The 17819-nt window shown below is 52.6% G+C and carries 18 protein-coding genes; 3 read left to right on the plus strand and 15 right to left on the minus strand.

Annotated elements, in window-relative coordinates:
- Positions 1-73: 73 nt before the first annotated feature.
- The 3 genes from CEK60_RS07855 to CEK60_RS07860 form a co-directional block, all read right to left on the minus strand.
- A complete protein-coding gene (locus CEK60_RS07855) occupies positions 74-586 on the minus strand; it encodes a hypothetical protein (RefSeq protein WP_089038550.1) in 513 nt (170 codons plus the stop codon).
- A gap of 182 nt (positions 587-768) precedes the next feature.
- A complete protein-coding gene (gene ccoM / locus CEK60_RS22795) occupies positions 769-894 on the minus strand; it encodes a cytochrome c oxidase subunit CcoM (protein WP_269768700.1) in 126 nt (41 codons plus the stop codon).
- A gap of 242 nt (positions 895-1136) precedes the next feature.
- Positions 1137-1655, minus strand: coding sequence for an FKBP-type peptidyl-prolyl cis-trans isomerase (locus tag CEK60_RS07860; protein WP_089038551.1), 519 nt, complete (start codon positions 1653-1655; stop codon positions 1137-1139).
- A 118-nt stretch (positions 1656-1773) separates the two neighbouring features.
- Here CEK60_RS07860 and CEK60_RS07865 point away from each other — a divergent pair, with 118 nt between their 5' ends.
- Positions 1774-3144: an AmpG family muropeptide MFS transporter gene (locus CEK60_RS07865; protein ID WP_089038552.1), complete on the plus strand. Its 1371-nt coding sequence runs from the start codon at positions 1774-1776 to the stop codon at positions 3142-3144.
- 2 nt (positions 3145-3146) lie between these two features.
- On the opposite strand, the gene CEK60_RS07870 is transcribed toward CEK60_RS07865, so the two are convergent.
- Entirely contained in the window at positions 3147-4967 is a 1821-nt protein-coding gene (locus CEK60_RS07870) for an SEC-C domain-containing protein (protein ID WP_089038553.1), read from the minus strand.
- Positions 4968-5049: 82 nt separating this feature from the next.
- Complete coding sequence (locus CEK60_RS07875; protein WP_089038554.1) at positions 5050-6297, minus strand: ABC1 kinase family protein; 1248 nt, start codon at positions 6295-6297, stop codon at positions 5050-5052.
- A 192-nt stretch (positions 6298-6489) separates the two neighbouring features.
- On the opposite strand from CEK60_RS07875, the gene CEK60_RS07880 reads away from it, so the two are divergent.
- On the plus strand, positions 6490-8406 hold the full coding sequence (locus CEK60_RS07880; protein WP_089038555.1) for a DNA topoisomerase III: 1917 nt from the start codon (positions 6490-6492) through the stop codon (positions 8404-8406).
- Between the two features lie 113 nt (positions 8407-8519).
- On the opposite strand, the gene CEK60_RS07885 is transcribed toward CEK60_RS07880, so the two are convergent.
- Positions 8520-9425: a LysR substrate-binding domain-containing protein gene (locus CEK60_RS07885; RefSeq protein ID WP_089038556.1), complete on the minus strand. Its 906-nt coding sequence runs from the start codon at positions 9423-9425 to the stop codon at positions 8520-8522.
- Between the two features lie 122 nt (positions 9426-9547).
- Between CEK60_RS07885 and CEK60_RS07890 the strand changes: the two genes are divergently transcribed.
- The gene (locus CEK60_RS07890; RefSeq protein WP_089038557.1) at positions 9548-10249 is read left to right on the plus strand and encodes an FMN-dependent NADH-azoreductase; all 702 of its coding nucleotides are present in this window, start codon (positions 9548-9550) and stop codon (positions 10247-10249) included.
- A 129-nt stretch (positions 10250-10378) separates the two neighbouring features.
- On the opposite strand, the gene CEK60_RS07895 is transcribed toward CEK60_RS07890, so the two are convergent.
- The 9 genes from CEK60_RS07895 to CEK60_RS07935 all read right to left on the minus strand — a co-directional run bounded on the left by CEK60_RS07895 (position 10379) and on the right by CEK60_RS07935 (position 17798).
- Positions 10379-11098 (minus strand): ZIP family metal transporter, encoded by a 720-nt coding sequence (locus CEK60_RS07895; RefSeq protein ID WP_089038558.1) that lies wholly within the window; start codon positions 11096-11098, stop codon positions 10379-10381.
- Positions 11099-11150: 52 nt separating this feature from the next.
- Positions 11151-13109, minus strand: coding sequence for a M48 family metallopeptidase (locus CEK60_RS07900; RefSeq protein WP_089038559.1), 1959 nt, complete (start codon positions 13107-13109; stop codon positions 11151-11153).
- A 25-nt stretch (positions 13110-13134) separates the two neighbouring features.
- Positions 13135-13728: a LemA family protein gene (locus CEK60_RS07905; RefSeq protein WP_089038560.1), complete on the minus strand. Its 594-nt coding sequence runs from the start codon at positions 13726-13728 to the stop codon at positions 13135-13137.
- A gap of 162 nt (positions 13729-13890) precedes the next feature.
- Positions 13891-14376, minus strand: a complete 486-nt coding sequence (locus CEK60_RS07910) for a VOC family protein (RefSeq protein ID WP_089038561.1) — start codon at positions 14374-14376, stop codon at positions 13891-13893.
- Between the two features lie 137 nt (positions 14377-14513).
- The gene (gene map / locus CEK60_RS07915; RefSeq protein ID WP_089038562.1) at positions 14514-15305 is read right to left on the minus strand and encodes a type I methionyl aminopeptidase; all 792 of its coding nucleotides are present in this window, start codon (positions 15303-15305) and stop codon (positions 14514-14516) included.
- A complete protein-coding gene (locus CEK60_RS07920) occupies positions 15298-15504 on the minus strand; it encodes a ParD-like family protein (RefSeq protein ID WP_038485042.1) in 207 nt (68 codons plus the stop codon). The genes map and CEK60_RS07920 overlap by 8 nt, the downstream gene beginning before the upstream one ends.
- Positions 15505-15644: 140 nt before the next feature.
- Positions 15645-16064, minus strand: a complete 420-nt coding sequence (locus tag CEK60_RS07925; protein ID WP_089038563.1) for a DUF2784 domain-containing protein — start codon at positions 16062-16064, stop codon at positions 15645-15647.
- Between the two features lie 22 nt (positions 16065-16086).
- Positions 16087-17301 carry a winged helix-turn-helix domain-containing protein gene (locus CEK60_RS07930; protein WP_089040879.1) on the minus strand — a complete coding sequence of 405 codons (1215 nt, stop codon included), beginning with the start codon at positions 17299-17301 and terminating at the stop codon, positions 16087-16089.
- A 92-nt stretch (positions 17302-17393) separates the two neighbouring features.
- The gene (locus CEK60_RS07935; RefSeq protein ID WP_089038564.1) at positions 17394-17798 is read right to left on the minus strand and encodes a DUF1801 domain-containing protein; all 405 of its coding nucleotides are present in this window, start codon (positions 17796-17798) and stop codon (positions 17394-17396) included.
- Between the last annotated feature and the right edge of the window lie 21 nt (positions 17799-17819).

The raw sequence follows: 17819 nt of genomic DNA on the forward strand, positions 1-17819 counted from the left end.
TAGCGGCGCTTCCTAGCGAAAGGAACGGGGGGTGGCAGTGGTACGGCAGGTGGAGAAGGCGGCGGCTCAATGATCACCAACGGGCCTCAATACTTCGAATCATCCATATCCAGTCGTTGAACTCACGCAGGCTCTTGATATCACGCTGATCATTATAAGCCAGATCAACCAGCCGCAATGGCCCCCGCGAACGCAATGTAAGTGGCTCTCCACTCTCTGCCGTGACCATTAACCACTTAGGATCATCCCAGCCATCTAACGTCACTTCGTAATCATCCCATGTCGTAAAGTGCAATGCGGGAGGAACTTCGCCAAACTGATTAATGAGAAAGCGACGGAATTCAAGCCCATGCATCTCTAGCTCTCGGCCTTGAAAAGGATCAAATACTGGCGAGGTAATCGTAGATTGTTGGCGCAACTCATTAAGAGAGAGTGCTGTGGTTTTTTCACCATTAATGACGCTTAATGCTTGAGCATAGACCGGCACTGATAGCCAGCTAAGTAATAGAAGAATACAGGCAACACTAGCTTTGGGATAATGATGAGCGCAACAGCGTATGGCAACGATTGAATTAGCAGCATTCATGGCAAATGGCTTCCTTGCGGTACAATGCCTTATTGTACAACTAGGTACTTTACCAGACGATTAATGCGAATACTCGAAAACATAGTTTTAATTAATAAAAAAGCCGACCCAGCTGGGCCGGCAACAGGAAGCTCGCTGTTAAAAGCAAGCTCCCTCCCCTGACGACGGTCACCACAACGGCGTTAATGCTTTTTACGTTCATCCTTACGGAGGTGGTCGCGTACAATAAAACCTACCCAACCAACCATAAAAGCAATCATTAACGCGACAGTAACTAGACCGAAAATAACAGCATCATCCCAATACATGGTGATCCCCTCCTGCCGTGATGTATGACACCATCCTAGTGCGTTAATCGCGGCAGGAAGCTGACCTGGGTCAAGCTTTTCAGCGGGGTTATTTGCGGCCCATCAGGAACTTGATATGGGTCAGTTTTTAACACTCAAAATACGCTGCAGCTTTAAAATACACTGTCAATTTTGAGCACGCCGAAGATTTAAGGCCTATGAAACTTAAAGTCTGTAAAACTTAAAGCCCCTAAAACTTGCAGCTAAAGCACTTTTCGATCTTCTACTTTGCTGTGTTCGGTTCCCGGCGGTAGAGGGTGGCCTTTCGCCAGCTCTGCACGGGTTGCATCACGCACATCCAGCACGTTGACTTGATAGCGAAGCGTATGGCCTGCCAGCGGATGATTTGTATCGACCGTTACCATGTCCCCATCAACACTAACCACCGTGACAATTTGCGGGCCTGCTTCACCTTCTGTTTGGAAACGGCTACCGGGTTCAAGCGCTGCGCTGCCAAACGACCCACGACTCACCTGTTGCACCAAGTCTTCATTACGGATGCCGTAGGCATCAGCAGGCGCAAGCGTGACACGCAGCTCATCTCCAGCGGCTTTATCTTCCAGAGCACTCTCTAAACCGGGCAAAATATTATCGTGTCCATGGAGGTACTCTAAGGGCTTATCACGTGCGTTGGAGTCATCTAGCACGCGGGTACTGCCATCGCTAAGCACATCGCTTAACACGTAGTGTAAAGTGACTACTTGATGGGCTGTAATCGACATTGAAAACTCCTCTCCGGTAAGCTATCGGCTTTGTCATGGATATCAGGCCTAGTCTACCACTGAGCGGTTTTTAGCGGGCCTCGATGCAGACGTTTTCTTTCCTGGAGTGTTAACCAACATGCCCACCCCTACTCCCCAGCGCAGCTGGCTGGATGCGTTAGGTATTTACTGTCGTGCACCTGTTATCACCATGCTGTTTCTAGGTTTTTCAGCAGGCTTACCTTTTTTGCTGGTGTTTTCGACTCTCTCTGCATGGCTACGCAGTGACGGCGTTGAAGTGGCCGCCATTGGCTTCTTCGCCTGGATTGGCATGCTCTACTCAATCAAGTTTTTTTGGGCACCTATCGTTGACCGACTTGCCCTGCCGATCTTAACCCGCATGCTTGGCCAGCGGCGTGGCTGGATGCTGCTTGCCCAGGGGATGATTGCGGCAGGGCTAATTGGCTTAGCGGGAGTCAGTCCCGTAGGCAACTTAGGCTGGGTAGCAGCCTTTGCGCTGTTGATAGCCTTTGGCTCGGCCACCCAGGATATCGCCATTGACGCGTATCGCATCGAATCCGCGGATGACGATGTACAAGCAGCGATGGCCTCTACTTACATTATCGGTTACCGCGGTGGGCTGTTAGCGGCAGGTGCCGGGGCGCTGTATGTGGCCTCAGCGATTTCCTGGAACGCAGCGTACCTCTGCATGGCCGCGCTTGTGGGCATTGGCGTGCTCACCGTGCTGATTCGACCTGAACCAAAGCGCGCATCGTTGACGGTTCAGCTCATTCACGAACCCAAGGTACGCGCCTTCATTCGTGCCAGCCGTGGACAACCGAAAGCTTTGCGACGTCTAGGTGCTTGGGTGATTGGTGCCATTGTGTGCCCTTTTACCGACTTCTTCCGCCGCTATGGGGTGAAGGCGTTGGGCATTTTAGTGTTTATCGCGGTGTTCCGAATTAGCGACCTTGCCATGGCCTCTATGGCAAATCCGCTGTATATCGATTTAGGCTTTTCACTGGCCACCATCGCCAACGTCACCAATATTTTTGGTATTGCCATGAGTATAACGGGGGGCATTCTTGGCGGCTTGCTGGTTGCTCGCTACGGCATTGGGCCACTGCTGATCATTGGCGCAGGCTTTGTCATGGTGACCAACCTGCTGTTTGCCGCGTTAGCGTTGATAGGTAACCAACTCCCCATGCTGGTCGTCACCATTATTGGCGATAATCTTGCCAATGGCTTAGCCAGCGCTGTCTTTATTGCGTTTCTTTCCAGCTTAACGTCGCGGGCTTATACCGCCACCCAATACGCACTGTTTTCGTCGCTAATGACGTTACCAGGGAAGTTTCTGAGCGGTTTTGGCGGGCTGGTTGTTACGGCTCAGGGATACGCCACTTTCTTCATAGTGGCCACTCTGCTCGGTTTACCCGCCATTCTGCTAGCCATCTGGATCAGCCGGGATAAGCAGTTGGTGCCTACCCCAGTGATCGCAGAGGCAAAATAAAGCTAGCGGTGATCCGCCAACCACGCCAGCGCGCCTGGCGTGGTGCGCCACTGGTCACGCATCAATGTACGATACTGCCACGCTTCCGCACGGGAGCCGGGATCGACCTGACCATCCGCGTGAGGCATTGAAGGCCGCGGGTTCTCGGCACATAACAGCTCTATCGCATGACGATTATGAGCGACCACATCTGCCAGCGCTGCTTCAGCGGCATCGTGCTTTTCCAATCGATACAGCGCCAGTGTACGGCCCATTAATAACCCCAACTCTAAAGAGCCATCATCTTTTTGGGGCTCATCAGTGAGCGCTAGCGCTTCTTCATTGCGGTCATCACGCAGCAATTGATCAAGTACTAACTCTCTTAAGCCAAGACTATCTTCCTGGTCTATGGCTAGCAGCTCTTCAGCCAACTCACGGGAGTGCTGGCGCGCGCCGCGCTCCATGCCCACCACCAGCGCAAGGCCGGTGCGCAGTAGCATGGCGTTATCGGCATCGTCCCAACACAGGCTGCCGTCACCGGCTGCACGGGCCTGCTCAAGCCAGCGAGAAAGGCGCAGTGCCAGCGGTTCCAGCAAGCTCGGTGCCATCCACGGCAGGCTACCAAAGCGGCTGGTCAGTGCTAACGTTACATCTTGCACTACCTGGGGGGCATCCAACCATTCTGGGTGAGCACATAGCTCAGACATCCACTCTATCGCGTTGCCCCAGGGGTCATCGCGAAAGCCCAAGGCGACCTCTTCATCGACCATGACCTGAAACTGTTCGTGCCAAGCCGCAAACAGGGTTTCTTCGCGAGCAGTGGTGGTGTAGTGCAACCTACCGGAATCGGCATCTTGCTCAATGGTCAGCTTCGGTGCGATAGGAAGTGCCGCCAGCAGCGCCTGTAGCGATACCAGCGGCGTCGCCATATCTTCTTCGGCGCTCAACAACTGGTCGGCCAAAGTGGCACCAGGATTTTCAGCTAGAGCTGCCAGGAATTCGAGTTGCTCTTCATCCAAGTCGCCCTGGCGAACCAAGCGGCGGTACCAGAAGTTAGCTCGCTCTTTGGCCTCTTCCTCATGACCTTCATGCAGCAGCAACATGGCTTCAATGTAGGCTAGCGTCGGTGAATCCGGTAGCGCCTGCTGGGCTTTCACGAACGCAGCGCGGGCGCTGTCTAAGTCGTCGTTATCCAGGTGCATTAGGCACAACCGCTCAAGCGCCACGCCACGTAAAAACAGTGGGCCGCGTTCCATAACGTCATCAAGCAGGTCAGCACGCTTGCGGGTAAAACCGCGCTCTTGATAGATATCTAACAGAATTTCAAACGCAGGCTCAGCCTGCTCCGGCAGCCGCGACCAATCACTGCCGTCGAACAGTGACTCAAGAATCTGCATTGAACGACCGGTTTGACCGCTTTCAGCAGCAATTAGCCCGGCTTCTAATAACGCCTGGGCAGGTGCTTGCTGGCTTTCCAGCGCCGCTTTTAGCGTTGCGCCTTTCCACTCACGCAGGGAAAGCATCCACATCATCTGCTCAGGGATATCCGTGGGGAAGTCAACGCGGTAGCAGCACTGTTTGAATTTACGTCCTGAATCACACCAGCAAGGTTCGTTGCGCCCTGGGGTAGCCAACGGTTCGTTCGCAAAATTAAGCCGCTCTAGCGGCGTTTGCGACCATAAAATAGGCGCAAGCGCCTGGGCAGTTGCCACATCGCCATTAAACGAATCTGCGCCTTCGTCACGTACCCAGGTCATAAAATCGGGGTAGTGTTCCTGTTTCCTAATTGCCGAGAGTGCCCCAGAGGCAAATCCCAGCAGTTGATCGACCCATACCGCCAGCATTGCCGTCTCCACTGTCTTCAAAACGCTATTGAAAAGCGCAATAGTCTAGCATGACAGGCGGCGCTCCCGCAGCGGCAATTAGTTAGCGACTACGCGCCCAGGCTAGCAGTGGCTCGGTGCGGCTATGCATATCAAGACGCGCTTGCAGACGTACTAAGTTCCAGTAGTGCCCATTCAGTGCCCGGGAGAGCAGCAAGGTATCCGCAGGTGGTTGCAGTCGATCCATGGCAGCCCACACTTTGGGCGTTAGTTCGCGCAGGCGGCGGTGTACCCGCACATCGCTGAAGTCCTGCTCACCAAGGCAGAATAGTGGTGACACGCACTCGGCGGACTCTCGATAAAGTGCCAGCGGCGCGCCCTGCCCCTGGCGGCCGCCCATTTTCATTAACGCATCATCCATTGCCATCGGGTCTTGCGCCAAGGTGGCATCTAATAACTGCATCATGGCTTTTAGACGCGCTTCGGGCACAGGTATCACTGCACCAAAATCGTAGATGATCAGGCGACCTTCAGCATCCGCTGCGAAGTTACCGGCGTGGGGATCGGCATGCAGCTCACCGTAGGTAAACAGCTCCTCGGTAATCCAATCAGCCAACGCCACGGCCACTTTCTGACGAGTGCCATCATCGGTGCTTTCTAAATCCCGCAGCGGTGTACCGTCTACAAAGCGCATAGCAAGGACATGTTGGCCAGATAACTCAAACAGTGGTTCGGGTATGACCAACTGAGGATTATCCTGATACCGCTCGCGATAGCGAGCCAGCGCTCGTGCTTCGGCGTGATAATCCAGCTCTTCACGCAGCCCTGCCGCTAACTCTTCAAATAGCGCATCCAAACGCGCTTGAGGCACTTTGAACCAGCGGCCCAAGCTCATGATCCGTTTGACCTGCTTAAGATCGCTTTCCAACACATCCGCAAGCCCAGGGTACTGCACTTTCAGCACCACGGTTTCACCTGTATGGGTGACCGCTTTATGCACCTGTCCCATGGAAGCACTGGCAAACGGACGCTCTTCTATATCGCTAAAGTACTGATCAATATCGCCATATTGCAGCACCAACGCTTCACGGATACGCGGCCAAGGCATTGGCTCTGCTTGACGCTGCAAGCGAGCAAGCTCATTTGCCAGGTCTGGGGGCAGCAGGTCATCCCACTGGGACATAATCTGCGCCAGTTTCATGGCCGGGCCTTTTAACTCCGAAAGCCCTTCAAACAGCGCTTCACCTAGCGCCCGCCAATCCGCTTGACCACCTAGACGAGTTTTCAGCAGCGCCCCGCCCGTGCGGGCACCCAGACCCAATAAACGTCGTGTTCTGCCGCGCTCGCGCATGGAAATCGCCTCATTAATTGCTTTTTGACAGCTTACTCAATTTGTTAATTTTATACAAAAACTATACACAACAATAAATCCATCCATTTACAAAACAACTCACTCGCCATCTAACACACAAGCTAGACGCTAACCTGTTGCGGGTTCTGCTAAGATGGCAACTTGTTGTTATCTGACAGGGCTAGACACTGTATGCGCTTGATTATCGCCGAGAAACCCAGCCTTGCACGGGCCATAGCCGACGCGCTGCCCGGCAGCGCAAAACGCCAGGATGGCGCTATGATTTGCGGCGACACCACCGTCACTTGGTGCCTAGGCCACTTGCTAGAACAAGCCCCCCCCGAAGCCTACGACCCTGCCGATAAACAGTGGCGGCTAGATCGGCTACCCATTGTGCCGCAGCAGTGGAAACTGATGCCGCGCCCCAAGGCGCGAGGGCAACTGGCAGTGATTCGCAAGCTGATTAAGCAGGCCACCAGCGTGGTGCACGCTGGCGATCCAGACCGCGAAGGTCAGCTACTGGTGCAGGAAGTAATTGAGTACATGAAGTATCGCGGCCCCGTTCAGAGGCTACTGATCAGTGACCTTAACAAACCCGCCGTGAGCCGAGCACTTGCCAAGCTGCGCTCTAATATGGAATACCAGCCGCTGTTTCAAGCGGCCCAGGCGCGCTCGCGTGCTGACTGGCTGTATGGCATTAACTTAACCCGCGCCTGGACACTCACCGGCCGCCAAGCGGGACATGACGGCGTGCTTTCCGTTGGCCGTGTGCAAACACCAGTACTCGGATTGATCGTGCGCCGCGACAATGCTATTCGTAATTTCAAGCCTCACCCGTTCTACCCGCTATGGGTGGATTTACAAGTGGCCCAAGGCCAGCTGCGCGCCTGGTGGGCACCTAAAGAGCACCAGCCCTTAGATGAGCAAGGACGGCTGATTGATCGCACTCCCGCCGATGCCTTAGCAGCACAGCTTCCCGGCGCACGGGGCACCCTAACCACCCTCGATCAACAGGAAAAACGCCAAGCGCCGCCGCTACCCTATTCGCTTTCCGCGTTACAAGTAGACGCCGCACGCCGCCACGGGCTCTCCGCACAGATGGTGCTGGATATTTGCCAGCGGCTTTATGAACAGCACAAGTTAATTACCTACCCCCGCTCCGACTGCCGCTACCTGCCCGAAGAGCATCTAGCGCTGGCCCAGCGTAGCTTGAGCAGCGCCTGCCAGAACGATGCTACGCTGCGTCAGTGGCTGGGTGGCGCTGACTTTACCCTGCGCTCAAAAGCCTGGAACGACAAACAGGTAGGCGCGCACCATGCCCTAGCGCCCACCGGCAAGCCCGCGGACTTTAGCCAACTTTCCGCCACTGAAGGCCATGTATTTCGGTTGATTGTGCGTAATGTGATGGCGCAGTTTTATCGGCCGCTGCGCACCTTTGAGGTGAAAGCAGAGTTCACCCTGCTAGATGAAGCTTTCCGTGCCCGTGGCCAGAGCATTCTTGATCATGGTTGGAAGCCACTCTTCACCACCCGCGACGAAACCCCACCACTGCCGCCGCTCACTCAAGGGGAAGCCTGCCAAGCGCTGGGCGCAGGCGTTGAGGAGAAAGAAACCCGCCCGCCGGAACCATTCACTGATGCCAGCTTGATTAAAGCGATGATGAACATAGGCCGCTACGTGGATGACCCTAACGTGCGTCGCACGCTGCGTGACACCGACGGCCTTGGCACCGAAGCAACCCGCGCAGGTATTATTGAAACGCTGGTGCAGCGTGGCTACTTGGTGCGGCAGCAAAAAGCCCTGCGCGCCACTAAACTCGGCTGCGCGCTGATCGCCGCCTTACCCAGCGCCGTAAGCACGCCAGAACGCACCGCCCTTTGGGAACAGCGGCTTCGAGCGATCTCAGAACAGCAGGATGACCCCGGCGCGTTTCAGCAAGCACTCCTGGATGATCTACGTGGCCTACTCACCCACAGCGATGCGGCCAAGCTGAGACACAGCCTACAAACCGCCCAAGGTGAAGCCGGAGGCCCGGCAAAACGCACAACTAAGCCAAGAAAAAGTTATTCGAAAAGGAAGAGTACCGGGGCCAGAAAGAAGATGAGCTGATGAGCATTTAATCAGTGCGTAGCGCTTAACTTGTGTTGAACAGCGAGCAGGCAGCTTAGCGGTATTTATAGTTAGCACATGCAAGATAACGGTATAAAACTTATTCCATTATCTCAGTCCGATAACGTGCACAGCCCACCCGGTACTGCCAACACCCAATCACGAATAGCCAGAACCGTCGGATCATGACGTCGGCTTTCTGGGTAAACCAAAAAGAACGGCTTGCCTTCAAATTCCGGGCCAAAGGGCTGCACCAAGCGCCCCTCCTCCAATTCATCTTGAATCAACTGACGACTCATTAGCGCCACACCCTGCGCACCAACGGCGGCCGAAATAACGTGGGTTTCATCAGAAAATACCAACCCGGCACTCACGTCCAGCCCAGGAACTTTTGCCAACTTCTGCCAAACGCTCCAATCCAGTGGCGAAGACACCGCCCCTGGGCTGCGGAAATGGATAAGCGAGTGCCCAGGTAGCTGCGTTATATCGTGCAAGCCTAGGTGTGGACTACACGCTGGGATAAAGGTGTTATCCAAGAGTTTCTCTGCTATCAACCCAGGCCAACGGCCATCGCCATAACGAACAGCAAGGTCCGCCGTCACCCCATCCAGAGCGACCGGCTCATGCGTCGCGTGGATACGCAGATCAATATCGGGATGCGCGTCACGCAGCATACATACCCAAGGTAGCAACCAGCGCACCGCTATAGCTGGCGTTGTAGACAGCGTAATGGTTTGGCGAACAGGTACAGCGCTTAATCGATCGACCACACTACTGATACTGTCAAAAGCTGTTTCCAGCACTTGCTGAAGCTCACGGCCCTGAGCGGTCAGCTCCAACTGACGCGGTTTACGCAGAAAGAGAGGGACACCCAGCGCTTCTTCAAGCCCCCGGACCTGATGGCTAATGGCGGTAGCGGTGACCGACAGCTCTTGTGCGGCCTGCTTGGCGCTTTCATGGCGAGCAGCGGCTTCAAAAGCGCGAAGCGACGAAAGAGAGGGTAATCGGCGATGGCTCATGAATGAGTTTTCCTCATCTATAGCGGCAAGAAAAGATCGTTTGTTTAGGCCAAGAGGGCCAGACTAAGCTGAGCCTGTTGTTAATCATAGATGAGTTCAGTTCAGATTAGGAGGCTATTACCATGGCACATATACTGCACATAGACGCTAGCGCCCGGCCCGGTATTGCAGGAAAAGATAACCACGGCTCGCATAGCCGCCATTTGACCTATCAATTTGTCAGTCAATGGCAATTTGACCGACCGCAAGACACGCTCACCTATCGCGACATAGGTCAAAACCCGCCGTCTATTATTAGCCATGATTGGATTGCGTCTGCCTTCACCCCCGCAGAGCGTCGAGAAAACTGGATGCAGGAGACACTAACAGAGAGCGATCAACTGATTGATGAATTAGTTGCCGCTGATATTGTGGTGATTGGAACGCCGCTCTACAACTTCGGTATGCCTGCGGCCCTGAAAGCTTGGATTGACCAAGTCGTGCGGCCCGGTCGAACAGTCGATATCGATGAGTCGAATCAGATCGAACCCTATATACCCAAGCTAGCAGATCGAGAAAGGCATGCTGTTGTTCTTACCGCCAGGGGCGGAATAGGCTTTGACCCAGGTGGTGAGATGGCTCATCTGAATCATTTGGAACCAAATCTAGCCACAGCGCTTGGCTTTATCGGAATTACCCGTATCCACTACATCGCTATCGAAGGCCAGGAAGTTGGTGGTGAGTTACTGGCGGCCTCGGTGAATGAGGCGTTAGGCAAGGTTGCAGCTCTGGTAGAGGCGTTACAGGAAACGGTGGAGGTCACTCCACTTGCCTCACCGGCCTAAACATCAGGTGAAGCAGAACGCTGCCAAGCGCTGTTTTGTGCTTCCCACATCAATGAAGCTGGCTATTATTTGTTAGCTTTCCATACCCGTGATCAACACGCGCTTGGTCATGGGTAATAGCTGACTATATTAGCCACCGGCAATCATCATATTACCGACTAAACCGAGCAAAAAGCCTGTAACTGCTCCCACTGCGGGCATGCTTTTATGTGCAAGCTTAGATTCTGGTGCAATATCCTGGAAAACTAAGTAAAGAATTCCCGCACTAGCAAACAGCATTAAAGCGCCCATCAACTCCTCATACTGAGACAGCAAATAATACCCTGTGGCGGCAGAGGCAGGACCTACTAACGCTAAACCGCTAAAAGCCAGCACAATTTTATTTGCTGAGAGTTGAGAGTTACTACTTAACTCCTCAAAGGCATTAAACCCTTCCGGTAAGTTTTGCAAAACCATCAGCAACGCCAACAAAAAGCCAGCACTTCCTCCCGAGGCAAAGGCCGCTCCTAAAGCAATGGCTTCGGGAACAAAATCAGAAAGCATTGCGACCAGTTGACCAACAGAACTGTTCAGCCTACTTAAAAAAGTATCCAACAGATAGAAACACACTCCTCCCGCAGCAAAACACAGCGCCGCGAATACAGGAGAAAGCTTGCCCGCCCCTTCAGGGACTAGCACCAAAGCGACTGCCGATATAAGCGCTCCCCCGCCAAAAGCAACAATAAAATGCCGCCATGCAGTACCTAAGAAATAGGGATGCACAAGATCAAGTCGAGCAAGCAATGCCCCCGTGGGCATTGCCGCACCAGCCAGCAATGATAATAATAAGATATAGGTAATTTCAGTCATTGATATTGGCGATCACTTTCCTAAAGACCTCAATTTTCCAGCAATATTCTCTTTACTTTACAGCACCAGATCGCTCATCTATCAGCAGCGGCGGCATCGGACAGTCGAGGATATCTGCTATTACCCGAAACAACTCAGCTTCGGCTGGGCGAATATGCCCGCTATGCTCAATGCAGCGCGCCATGGCTTGCAGAAGAACGGGCTTCTGCAAAGGCTTCAAGCGCCGTAAACGCTCCACGGCCAAGCTTAATGCCCGCATATCACTTACTTCGTCAGTGGCAGATAAGGCGAACGGCAGCTCGCTTTCCGCTGCGTTAAGCGCTGCGCTAATCTCTTCAGGGTTATCCTGGCCTGCTGCTGCCAGCACACTGAGTAGGCGCTGGCACTCTCGCTGTAAATCACCCAGTTTAAGATGAGAGAGCCCGCTGTTCTTTTCGCCCAGATTGTTCAGTAGCAGCTGGTACAGCGCCCATTCAAACAAGCTGACGTGGCCATCCGCGTTGATCAATTGCTCCATGCAGAGGCGAAAGTGCTGAGCCTGATCAACGGAAAGCAACTTTAAGGCTGGTAGTGCCAACTCAACCAGCGGTAGACGTAACTCGATATTCAGCCTCAATACCTCGGAACCAATGCCCATCAGCGCTTGATAAGTATCTGGCAAGGCAATTTGTTGTAATGCATCTAACTGCTGCTCACGAACTGATAGTTCATCGCTTAGTAGTAGTGCATAAATTAACGCTCGGGCGGTATAGGGTTCATGGGCCGCAGTTTTGATTCGTTCTGGCAGCGCATTTAGCGTTGCCCTGGCTTGCGCTAGGTGGCGTTGACTGGGCTGGCCGATGGCGTTAATGGCCGTTTGAGCAGAAGCTGCAGTTAATACAGCAGCCAACGTCCCTCTGCTTAGCTTCGCATCAGAACGGTCTTCACTATCATCTTCATTATCTACTGAGCCAGGGGCGTCATGATCCGTTTGCTGCGGCGGCCAGCGAACCTCGAAGCGGCCATCCCAGTCTGGCATTACCCGCTGAATACGCTCTTTTAGTGGCGGGTGGGTCGCCATCATAAGCGTAAATCCCAGCTTGATGCCCTGGCCGAAAAACAGGTGGCTGAATTCGGCTGCCTGTGGCGCTTTGAGGTAGGAACCCTGGCTATGCGAGCCAATCTTGATCAGCGCATTACCAATGCCATAGGGGTTACGGGTGAACTGAACTGCGGAAGCATCCGCCAGATATTCGCGCTGGCGGCTGACCGCTGACTTAATCAGATTGCCAAAAAAGGTCCCCGCATAGCCGACCACCATTAGCGCCGCTCCCAACCCCAAAATTATCGCCGCGGAGTTGTTACGTTTACTGCCTCCGGCACGACGATAGCGCATGCTACGTAGCAAAGTACCGCCCAATAGCCCAATCAGCAGAATACCGTGGAGGATGCTGACCAAGCGTATGTTTAGCCGCATGTCGCCGTACAGAATATGGCTAAACTCATGCGCGACGACCCCCTGCAACTCTTCCCGTGTCAGGTTGCGGATGGTGCCACGGGTAATACCGATCACCGCATCGCTGGTTTGATACCCTGCCGCAAAAGCATTGATGCCCTCTTCCTCTACGACATAAACGGAAGGCACCGGCGTGCCCGATGCAATGGCCATTTCTTCAACGACATTGAGAATGCGGCGTTCATCGGGGTTCTGGGTCATTAGATTAATCTCGCGCCCGCCGAGCGCTTCTGCGACTGCCCGGCCACCACCACTGAGCTGACGTTGTTTGAATAGACCGCCTAGCACCACAACAGCCAGCACCCCGATGGCCACACCAGCGACTAGCTGGAATGAGAGCGCGGACCACACTCCCTGCGCCGAAAGGCTGCTTTGTTCTGCGCCGCGCATCAGCTGCAAGGCGATAGCAACCACCAATGTCGTCACGGCAACCAACGCCAGCACTGCTAGTACCAGCAAGACAACCAGATGCCAGGTTTTGCGCCGAGCGTGTTCCTGAGCAGTAAAAAAATCCATCTAATCCTAGCTCCTGCGCAGTAGCTTAGAACGATACTTTGGGTGCCACTTGGATCTGGGCGCTGTCTTCGAATTCTAGCAATGAGGCATCTTGGCCATGCCCAAACATGCCAGCCACCGCCACTGGGGGGAAGCTCTGCCGATAAGTGTTGTAGTGCATTACCGCATCGTTGAATGACTGACGCGCAAAAGCCACCTTGTTTTCCGTGCTGGTGAGCTCTTCTGACAACTGCATCATATTTTGCGACGCTTTTAGGTCTGGGTAAGCTTCCATGACGACATTGAGCCGTCCCATCGCCTGAGTTAGTGCACCTTCAGCACCACCAAGATCAGCAATTGCTTTGGCGCTACCAGGGTTCGCCGCCGCCGCTTTAAGTCCGGCCACTGCCGTGTTACGAGCCTCAATGACCGACTGCAGCGTTTCCCGCTCATGGGTCAGATAGCCTTTGGCGGTCTCTACCAGGTTAGGAATTAGGTCATGCCGCCGCTTAAGCTGTACTTCAATCTGGGCAAAGGCGTTCTCAAAGCGATTTTTCAACGAAACAAGACGGTTGTAGATTCCGATAACGTAAAACGCGATAACGGCGACGACTACCAAAACAATGATGAGTGTCAGCATTTGAGTCCATCCTTAGCGTTAGCTGTAGTTAGCGGAAAGTGCTAGTGGAAAATGTTAGCGGAAAAATAATAGCAGTTGGGCGTCAGACGCGTATTAACGAAAGCGGACGTTTGGCCGCACTACAAACGCGCTGCCAGCCATTCGATCGGCCTTGCAAACGCATCACCCCTTAAGCGCCGCCTCAATCTCAGCAATGTTGATTTTTCTCATTTGCATCATCGCATCAAAGGCACGCTTAGCGATGTTAGGGTCGGGATTGGTAATCGCGTTCATTAGTACCGCCGGTGTTATCTGCCAAGATACGCCCCATTTGTCCTTACACCAGCCACAGGCACTTTCTTCACCACCGTTGCTAACAATGGCATGCCAATAGTGATCCGTTTCGGCTTGATCATTCGTTGAGACTTGAAAAGAGAACGCCTCATTGTGTGTGATCGCAGGTCCACCGTTGAGCCCAAGGCACGAAATGCCCATCACGGAAAACTCGACGGTTAATACATCCCCTTGTTTACCCGACGGAAAGTCTCCCGGTGCATAATGAACGGCCTTGATGAACGAATCAGGAAAGGTATCAGCGTAAAAGCGTGCAGCCTCTTCTGCGCGACCATCGTACCAAAGGCAAATAGTGTTCTTTGCGAAGCTCGTCATGAGGTTTCTCCAAGATATGCGGACCTAACTGCACCTAGGTTTTCAGCTTAACGCATCTGATCTGCTTCGCCAGAGGGGATTTAAGAGGATGAAATACGGTGGTGAATGGTGAACAGTTAATGGTTAATGGTTAATGGTTAATGGTTAATGGCTGTAGGGATGGTTTCGTCGTCGCGAAGTGTTAACACTTCAAAACCGGATGAAGTGACCGCAATCGTGTGCTCCCACTGTGCAGACAACTTCTTGTCACTGGTAACCACTGTCCAGCCATCTTTCTTGGTTTTTATCTTGGCTTTCCCCTGGTTAACCATCGGTTCTATGGTAAATACCATACCTTCTTGTAAAACCAGTCCTTTACCCTTCTTCCCATAATGCAGCACCTGGGGCTCTTCGTGCATTTCTCGGCCAATTCCATGCCCACAATACTCACGAACGATAGAGTAGCCCTGTTTTTCAGCATATTGCTGAATCGCGTAACCTACATCACCTAACGTTGCACCAGGCTTAACCGCGTGTATCCCTTGCCACATGGACTCGTAGGTTTTATCGACCAACCGCTTGGCATAGGGCGTTACATCTCCAAGAAGGTACATCTTGCTTGAATCTGCGATAAACCCGCCCTTCTCTAAGGTAATATCGACATTCACGATATCGCCTGACCTAAGTTTTTGCGTTTCAGATGGAATGCCATGACAAACCACATGGTTGACTGACGCGTTCAACACATACTGATAGCCATACTGCCCCTTGCTGGCAGGGCGAGCCTGTAAATGGTCAACGATATAATCTTCGGCCCAATGATTAATATCCATCGTGGAGATGCCGGGCACTATTTGTTTATCGAGATAACTGAAAACTGATGCGAGTAGCCGCCCAGCCTCGCGCATTACGCGCAGTTCCTCTGCACTTTTCAGCGTTACCTTAGCCACCAATCACCTTCCTTAGATCGACATCGGCTTGCTGCATTTGGTCACGCATAATTTCAGAGAAGGTCATGCCCGGATTAGCCTCCGCGAGCATCCCTACTTTTATCCAATATTCAGCTTGGGCATTGATGGAACGCACCATCACCGAACTAGCCTTGCGCACGTCTTCGTGCAGCTGATCATTAATTTTCACGATCCCCATAGCGCCCTCTCAAAATATACGAAATGAATATGAAACATATACGAATCATATATTATCGAACATTGAGCGACAAGCTTCCCTGCCATTAGCGCAGCAGGCCACACCAATGCATTGCGCTTGGTTAGCCGGGTTCGAAGATATCAGGATCTGAAAAAACTAACGGAAGTGTGATTTGGCCGCACGACAAACCAGCTAGCCAGCACCAAGCCACCAAACAGGGTATAAACCACGATAAATACCCATTCAGGCATAGTGAAATAGAGCAGGCTCTGCAACCAGTATTGAATAAAAGAGCCCGTATAAGTACCCGCCCCAGCCTTGGCCCGTAGCGCCATTTCCCACGTGGTTAATGGGCAAACGATCCCAAACCACGCCTGCACGACCACATAACCAATGGCACACAGATGAATGATCCGGAATGTCCGATGTCGCACCCACTGCCATTGCAGGAAATACCCTGCGTAGATGGCTAGCAGGCCGACAACAACAAACGCCACAAACAAAACGTGGAGAATTAAAATCAAATCTGCCAAGCGTAACAGTAGCGTTTGTTCAGACATAGTAATCTACGTGATCCTCACCTTACCCCAGAGCTTGAAGCGCACTGCGCAAATGCTGGGTTAGATGGTCGGGGTGGACATCAGTCAACGACACAGTATCACACTGCTGGAAATGACAAAACTGGGTGATGGCATCCACAAAAGCCGTTACGACGAGCCCCTCATCAAACGTATGTGGTTCGAAATGTAAGAACTTGATCTCTAAATGACGGCTTTTTCGATGGGCTTTACAATCCATACGCCCAATAAAGGCATCGCGATAAAGTAGCGGAAGGCAAAAATAGCCATACTGACGTTTGGCTTCAGGCACATAACATTCCAATTGATAATCATATTGAAAAAGCGCCTTGAGCCGTTCGCGCTGAATAACACTGTTATCGAACGGGGAAAGAATCAGCAGCCGGTTTTTTAACCTAGGCAACGGGCTCTCAAGCGTCCCCGCTTCCACTATAAAGACCTCGCCACTGCTTACTTTTACGCTTTCTAACGTTCCCTGCGCTAACCTTTCGTTTACCAGATGTTTCACTGCATTGCGCAGCTCAGAGCTACGCCGTAGATAGGTAAAGCCTTTGAGTGATGCAAACCCATGACAGCGTAATTGCTGGTCGACCATGTGCGTCGCAAACTCTTCCACGCTGGGCATTTGCGTATTGATATGAGCTGGAAGTACCCGCTCGGTTAGATCATAGGTTTTTTGAAAACCTTCGCGGTCGCTGACCATCAGGTCGCCCTGCATATACAACTGTTCCAGTGCCTTTTTGGCAGGTTTCCAGTCCCACCAGCCTGAGCGTTTCGTCGTCGTGTTTTCCAGGTCTCGAGAGCGCAGCGGGCCATCTGATTCTATACGAGCCAATAGCTCACTCATCAGCTTTTTGTCAGGGTTTCTGAACCAGTGCGTTTGGCCACTTTTGATGGTGTATTTGTAGGGTAACGAAAAGCGAAAATCGTCGATGGGTAAAAAAGCAGCCGCATGGGCCCAATATTCAAAGATGTCTCTATTGATCAACAACTGATGAATCATGTCTGGTTTGAACCCAGGCACTCGCGAGTGAACCACATGGTGATGGGCTCGCTCGACAACTGAAATAGTATCGATCTGAACATAACCCAGATGATTAATCGCGGCACGGGTTCCAGCCAAACCGCGCCCGAACGGCTGAACTTGCAGCAACCCTTGCGCAGCCAGGGCAATGCGACGTAAGCGCGCCAACGCTTGCGGACGTTCAATTTCAATCATCGTCGTACTTGCCTCAACGCCCGCCATAAACTGCGCGAAAGACGAGCGCCTGACGACCGTACTTAGTGTATTTAATGCGTTTTACTCAACAGTTACACACCGAGAAGGGGCAAATGCTTAAGCCTGTGATACTTCAGAGCCAACTCGATGCAATGCCCTAACGGGACTTGCTCAATATTCATACCCAAAGGGATCACAATAGCTCTCTTGCCTTCATACTCAAATTCACTGCGATATATCTCTTTGAACGTTTCAATCAAACGCGTTTGGCAGTGAAAAAATACCTTAATAGCATCTGGGTCTTTCGCTTTCCAATCGATGCGAATGGTCGTGCCTCCTTTAACAAGGTAACTAGCCTCTCCCCATTTGAGCACTTCTTCGACATCACCCAACCCATCCTCAGCCGCTATTGTCAGAATAAGTTGCCGCACACTCTCAAGCTGCCGCCGAGCGCTTTTCGGATAGGTTTCAAACTTAGCCTGAACAGCTGGATTCACAATAATCTTTCCAAAAAAATT

Source organism: Halomonas sp. N3-2A, from assembly GCF_002216165.1.
In the GTDB taxonomy this organism is placed as follows: Bacteria; Pseudomonadota; Gammaproteobacteria; order Pseudomonadales; family Halomonadaceae; genus Vreelandella.

Bases quoted from the DNA above. Each gene is read 5' to 3' on its own strand.
- CEK60_RS07855 (WP_089038550.1), bottom strand. From the start codon at position 586: ATGAATGCTGCTAATTCAATCGTTGCCATACGCTGTTGCGCTCATCAT.
- ccoM (WP_269768700.1), bottom strand. From the start codon at position 894: ATGTATTGGGATGATGCTGTTATTTTCGGTCTAGTTACTGTCGCGTTA.
- CEK60_RS07860 (WP_089038551.1), bottom strand. From the start codon at position 1,655: ATGTCGATTACAGCCCATCAAGTAGTCACTTTACACTACGTGTTAAGC.
- CEK60_RS07865 (WP_089038552.1), top strand. From the start codon at position 1,774: ATGCCCACCCCTACTCCCCAGCGCAGCTGGCTGGATGCGTTAGGTATT.
- CEK60_RS07870 (WP_089038553.1), bottom strand. From the start codon at position 4,967: ATGCTGGCGGTATGGGTCGATCAACTGCTGGGATTTGCCTCTGGGGCA.
- CEK60_RS07875 (WP_089038554.1), bottom strand. From the start codon at position 6,297: ATGCGCGAGCGCGGCAGAACACGACGTTTATTGGGTCTGGGTGCCCGC.
- CEK60_RS07880 (WP_089038555.1), top strand. From the start codon at position 6,490: ATGCGCTTGATTATCGCCGAGAAACCCAGCCTTGCACGGGCCATAGCC.
- CEK60_RS07885 (WP_089038556.1), bottom strand. From the start codon at position 9,425: ATGAGCCATCGCCGATTACCCTCTCTTTCGTCGCTTCGCGCTTTTGAA.
- CEK60_RS07890 (WP_089038557.1), top strand. From the start codon at position 9,548: ATGGCACATATACTGCACATAGACGCTAGCGCCCGGCCCGGTATTGCA.
- CEK60_RS07895 (WP_089038558.1), bottom strand. From the start codon at position 11,098: ATGACTGAAATTACCTATATCTTATTATTATCATTGCTGGCTGGTGCG.
- CEK60_RS07900 (WP_089038559.1), bottom strand. From the start codon at position 13,109: ATGGATTTTTTTACTGCTCAGGAACACGCTCGGCGCAAAACCTGGCAT.
- CEK60_RS07905 (WP_089038560.1), bottom strand. From the start codon at position 13,728: ATGCTGACACTCATCATTGTTTTGGTAGTCGTCGCCGTTATCGCGTTT.
- CEK60_RS07910 (WP_089038561.1), bottom strand. From the start codon at position 14,376: ATGACGAGCTTCGCAAAGAACACTATTTGCCTTTGGTACGATGGTCGC.
- CEK60_RS07920 (WP_038485042.1), bottom strand. From the start codon at position 15,504: ATGGGGATCGTGAAAATTAATGATCAGCTGCACGAAGACGTGCGCAAG.
- CEK60_RS07925 (WP_089038563.1), bottom strand. From the start codon at position 16,064: ATGTCTGAACAAACGCTACTGTTACGCTTGGCAGATTTGATTTTAATT.
- CEK60_RS07930 (WP_089040879.1), bottom strand. From the start codon at position 17,301: ATGATTGAAATTGAACGTCCGCAAGCGTTGGCGCGCTTACGTCGCATT.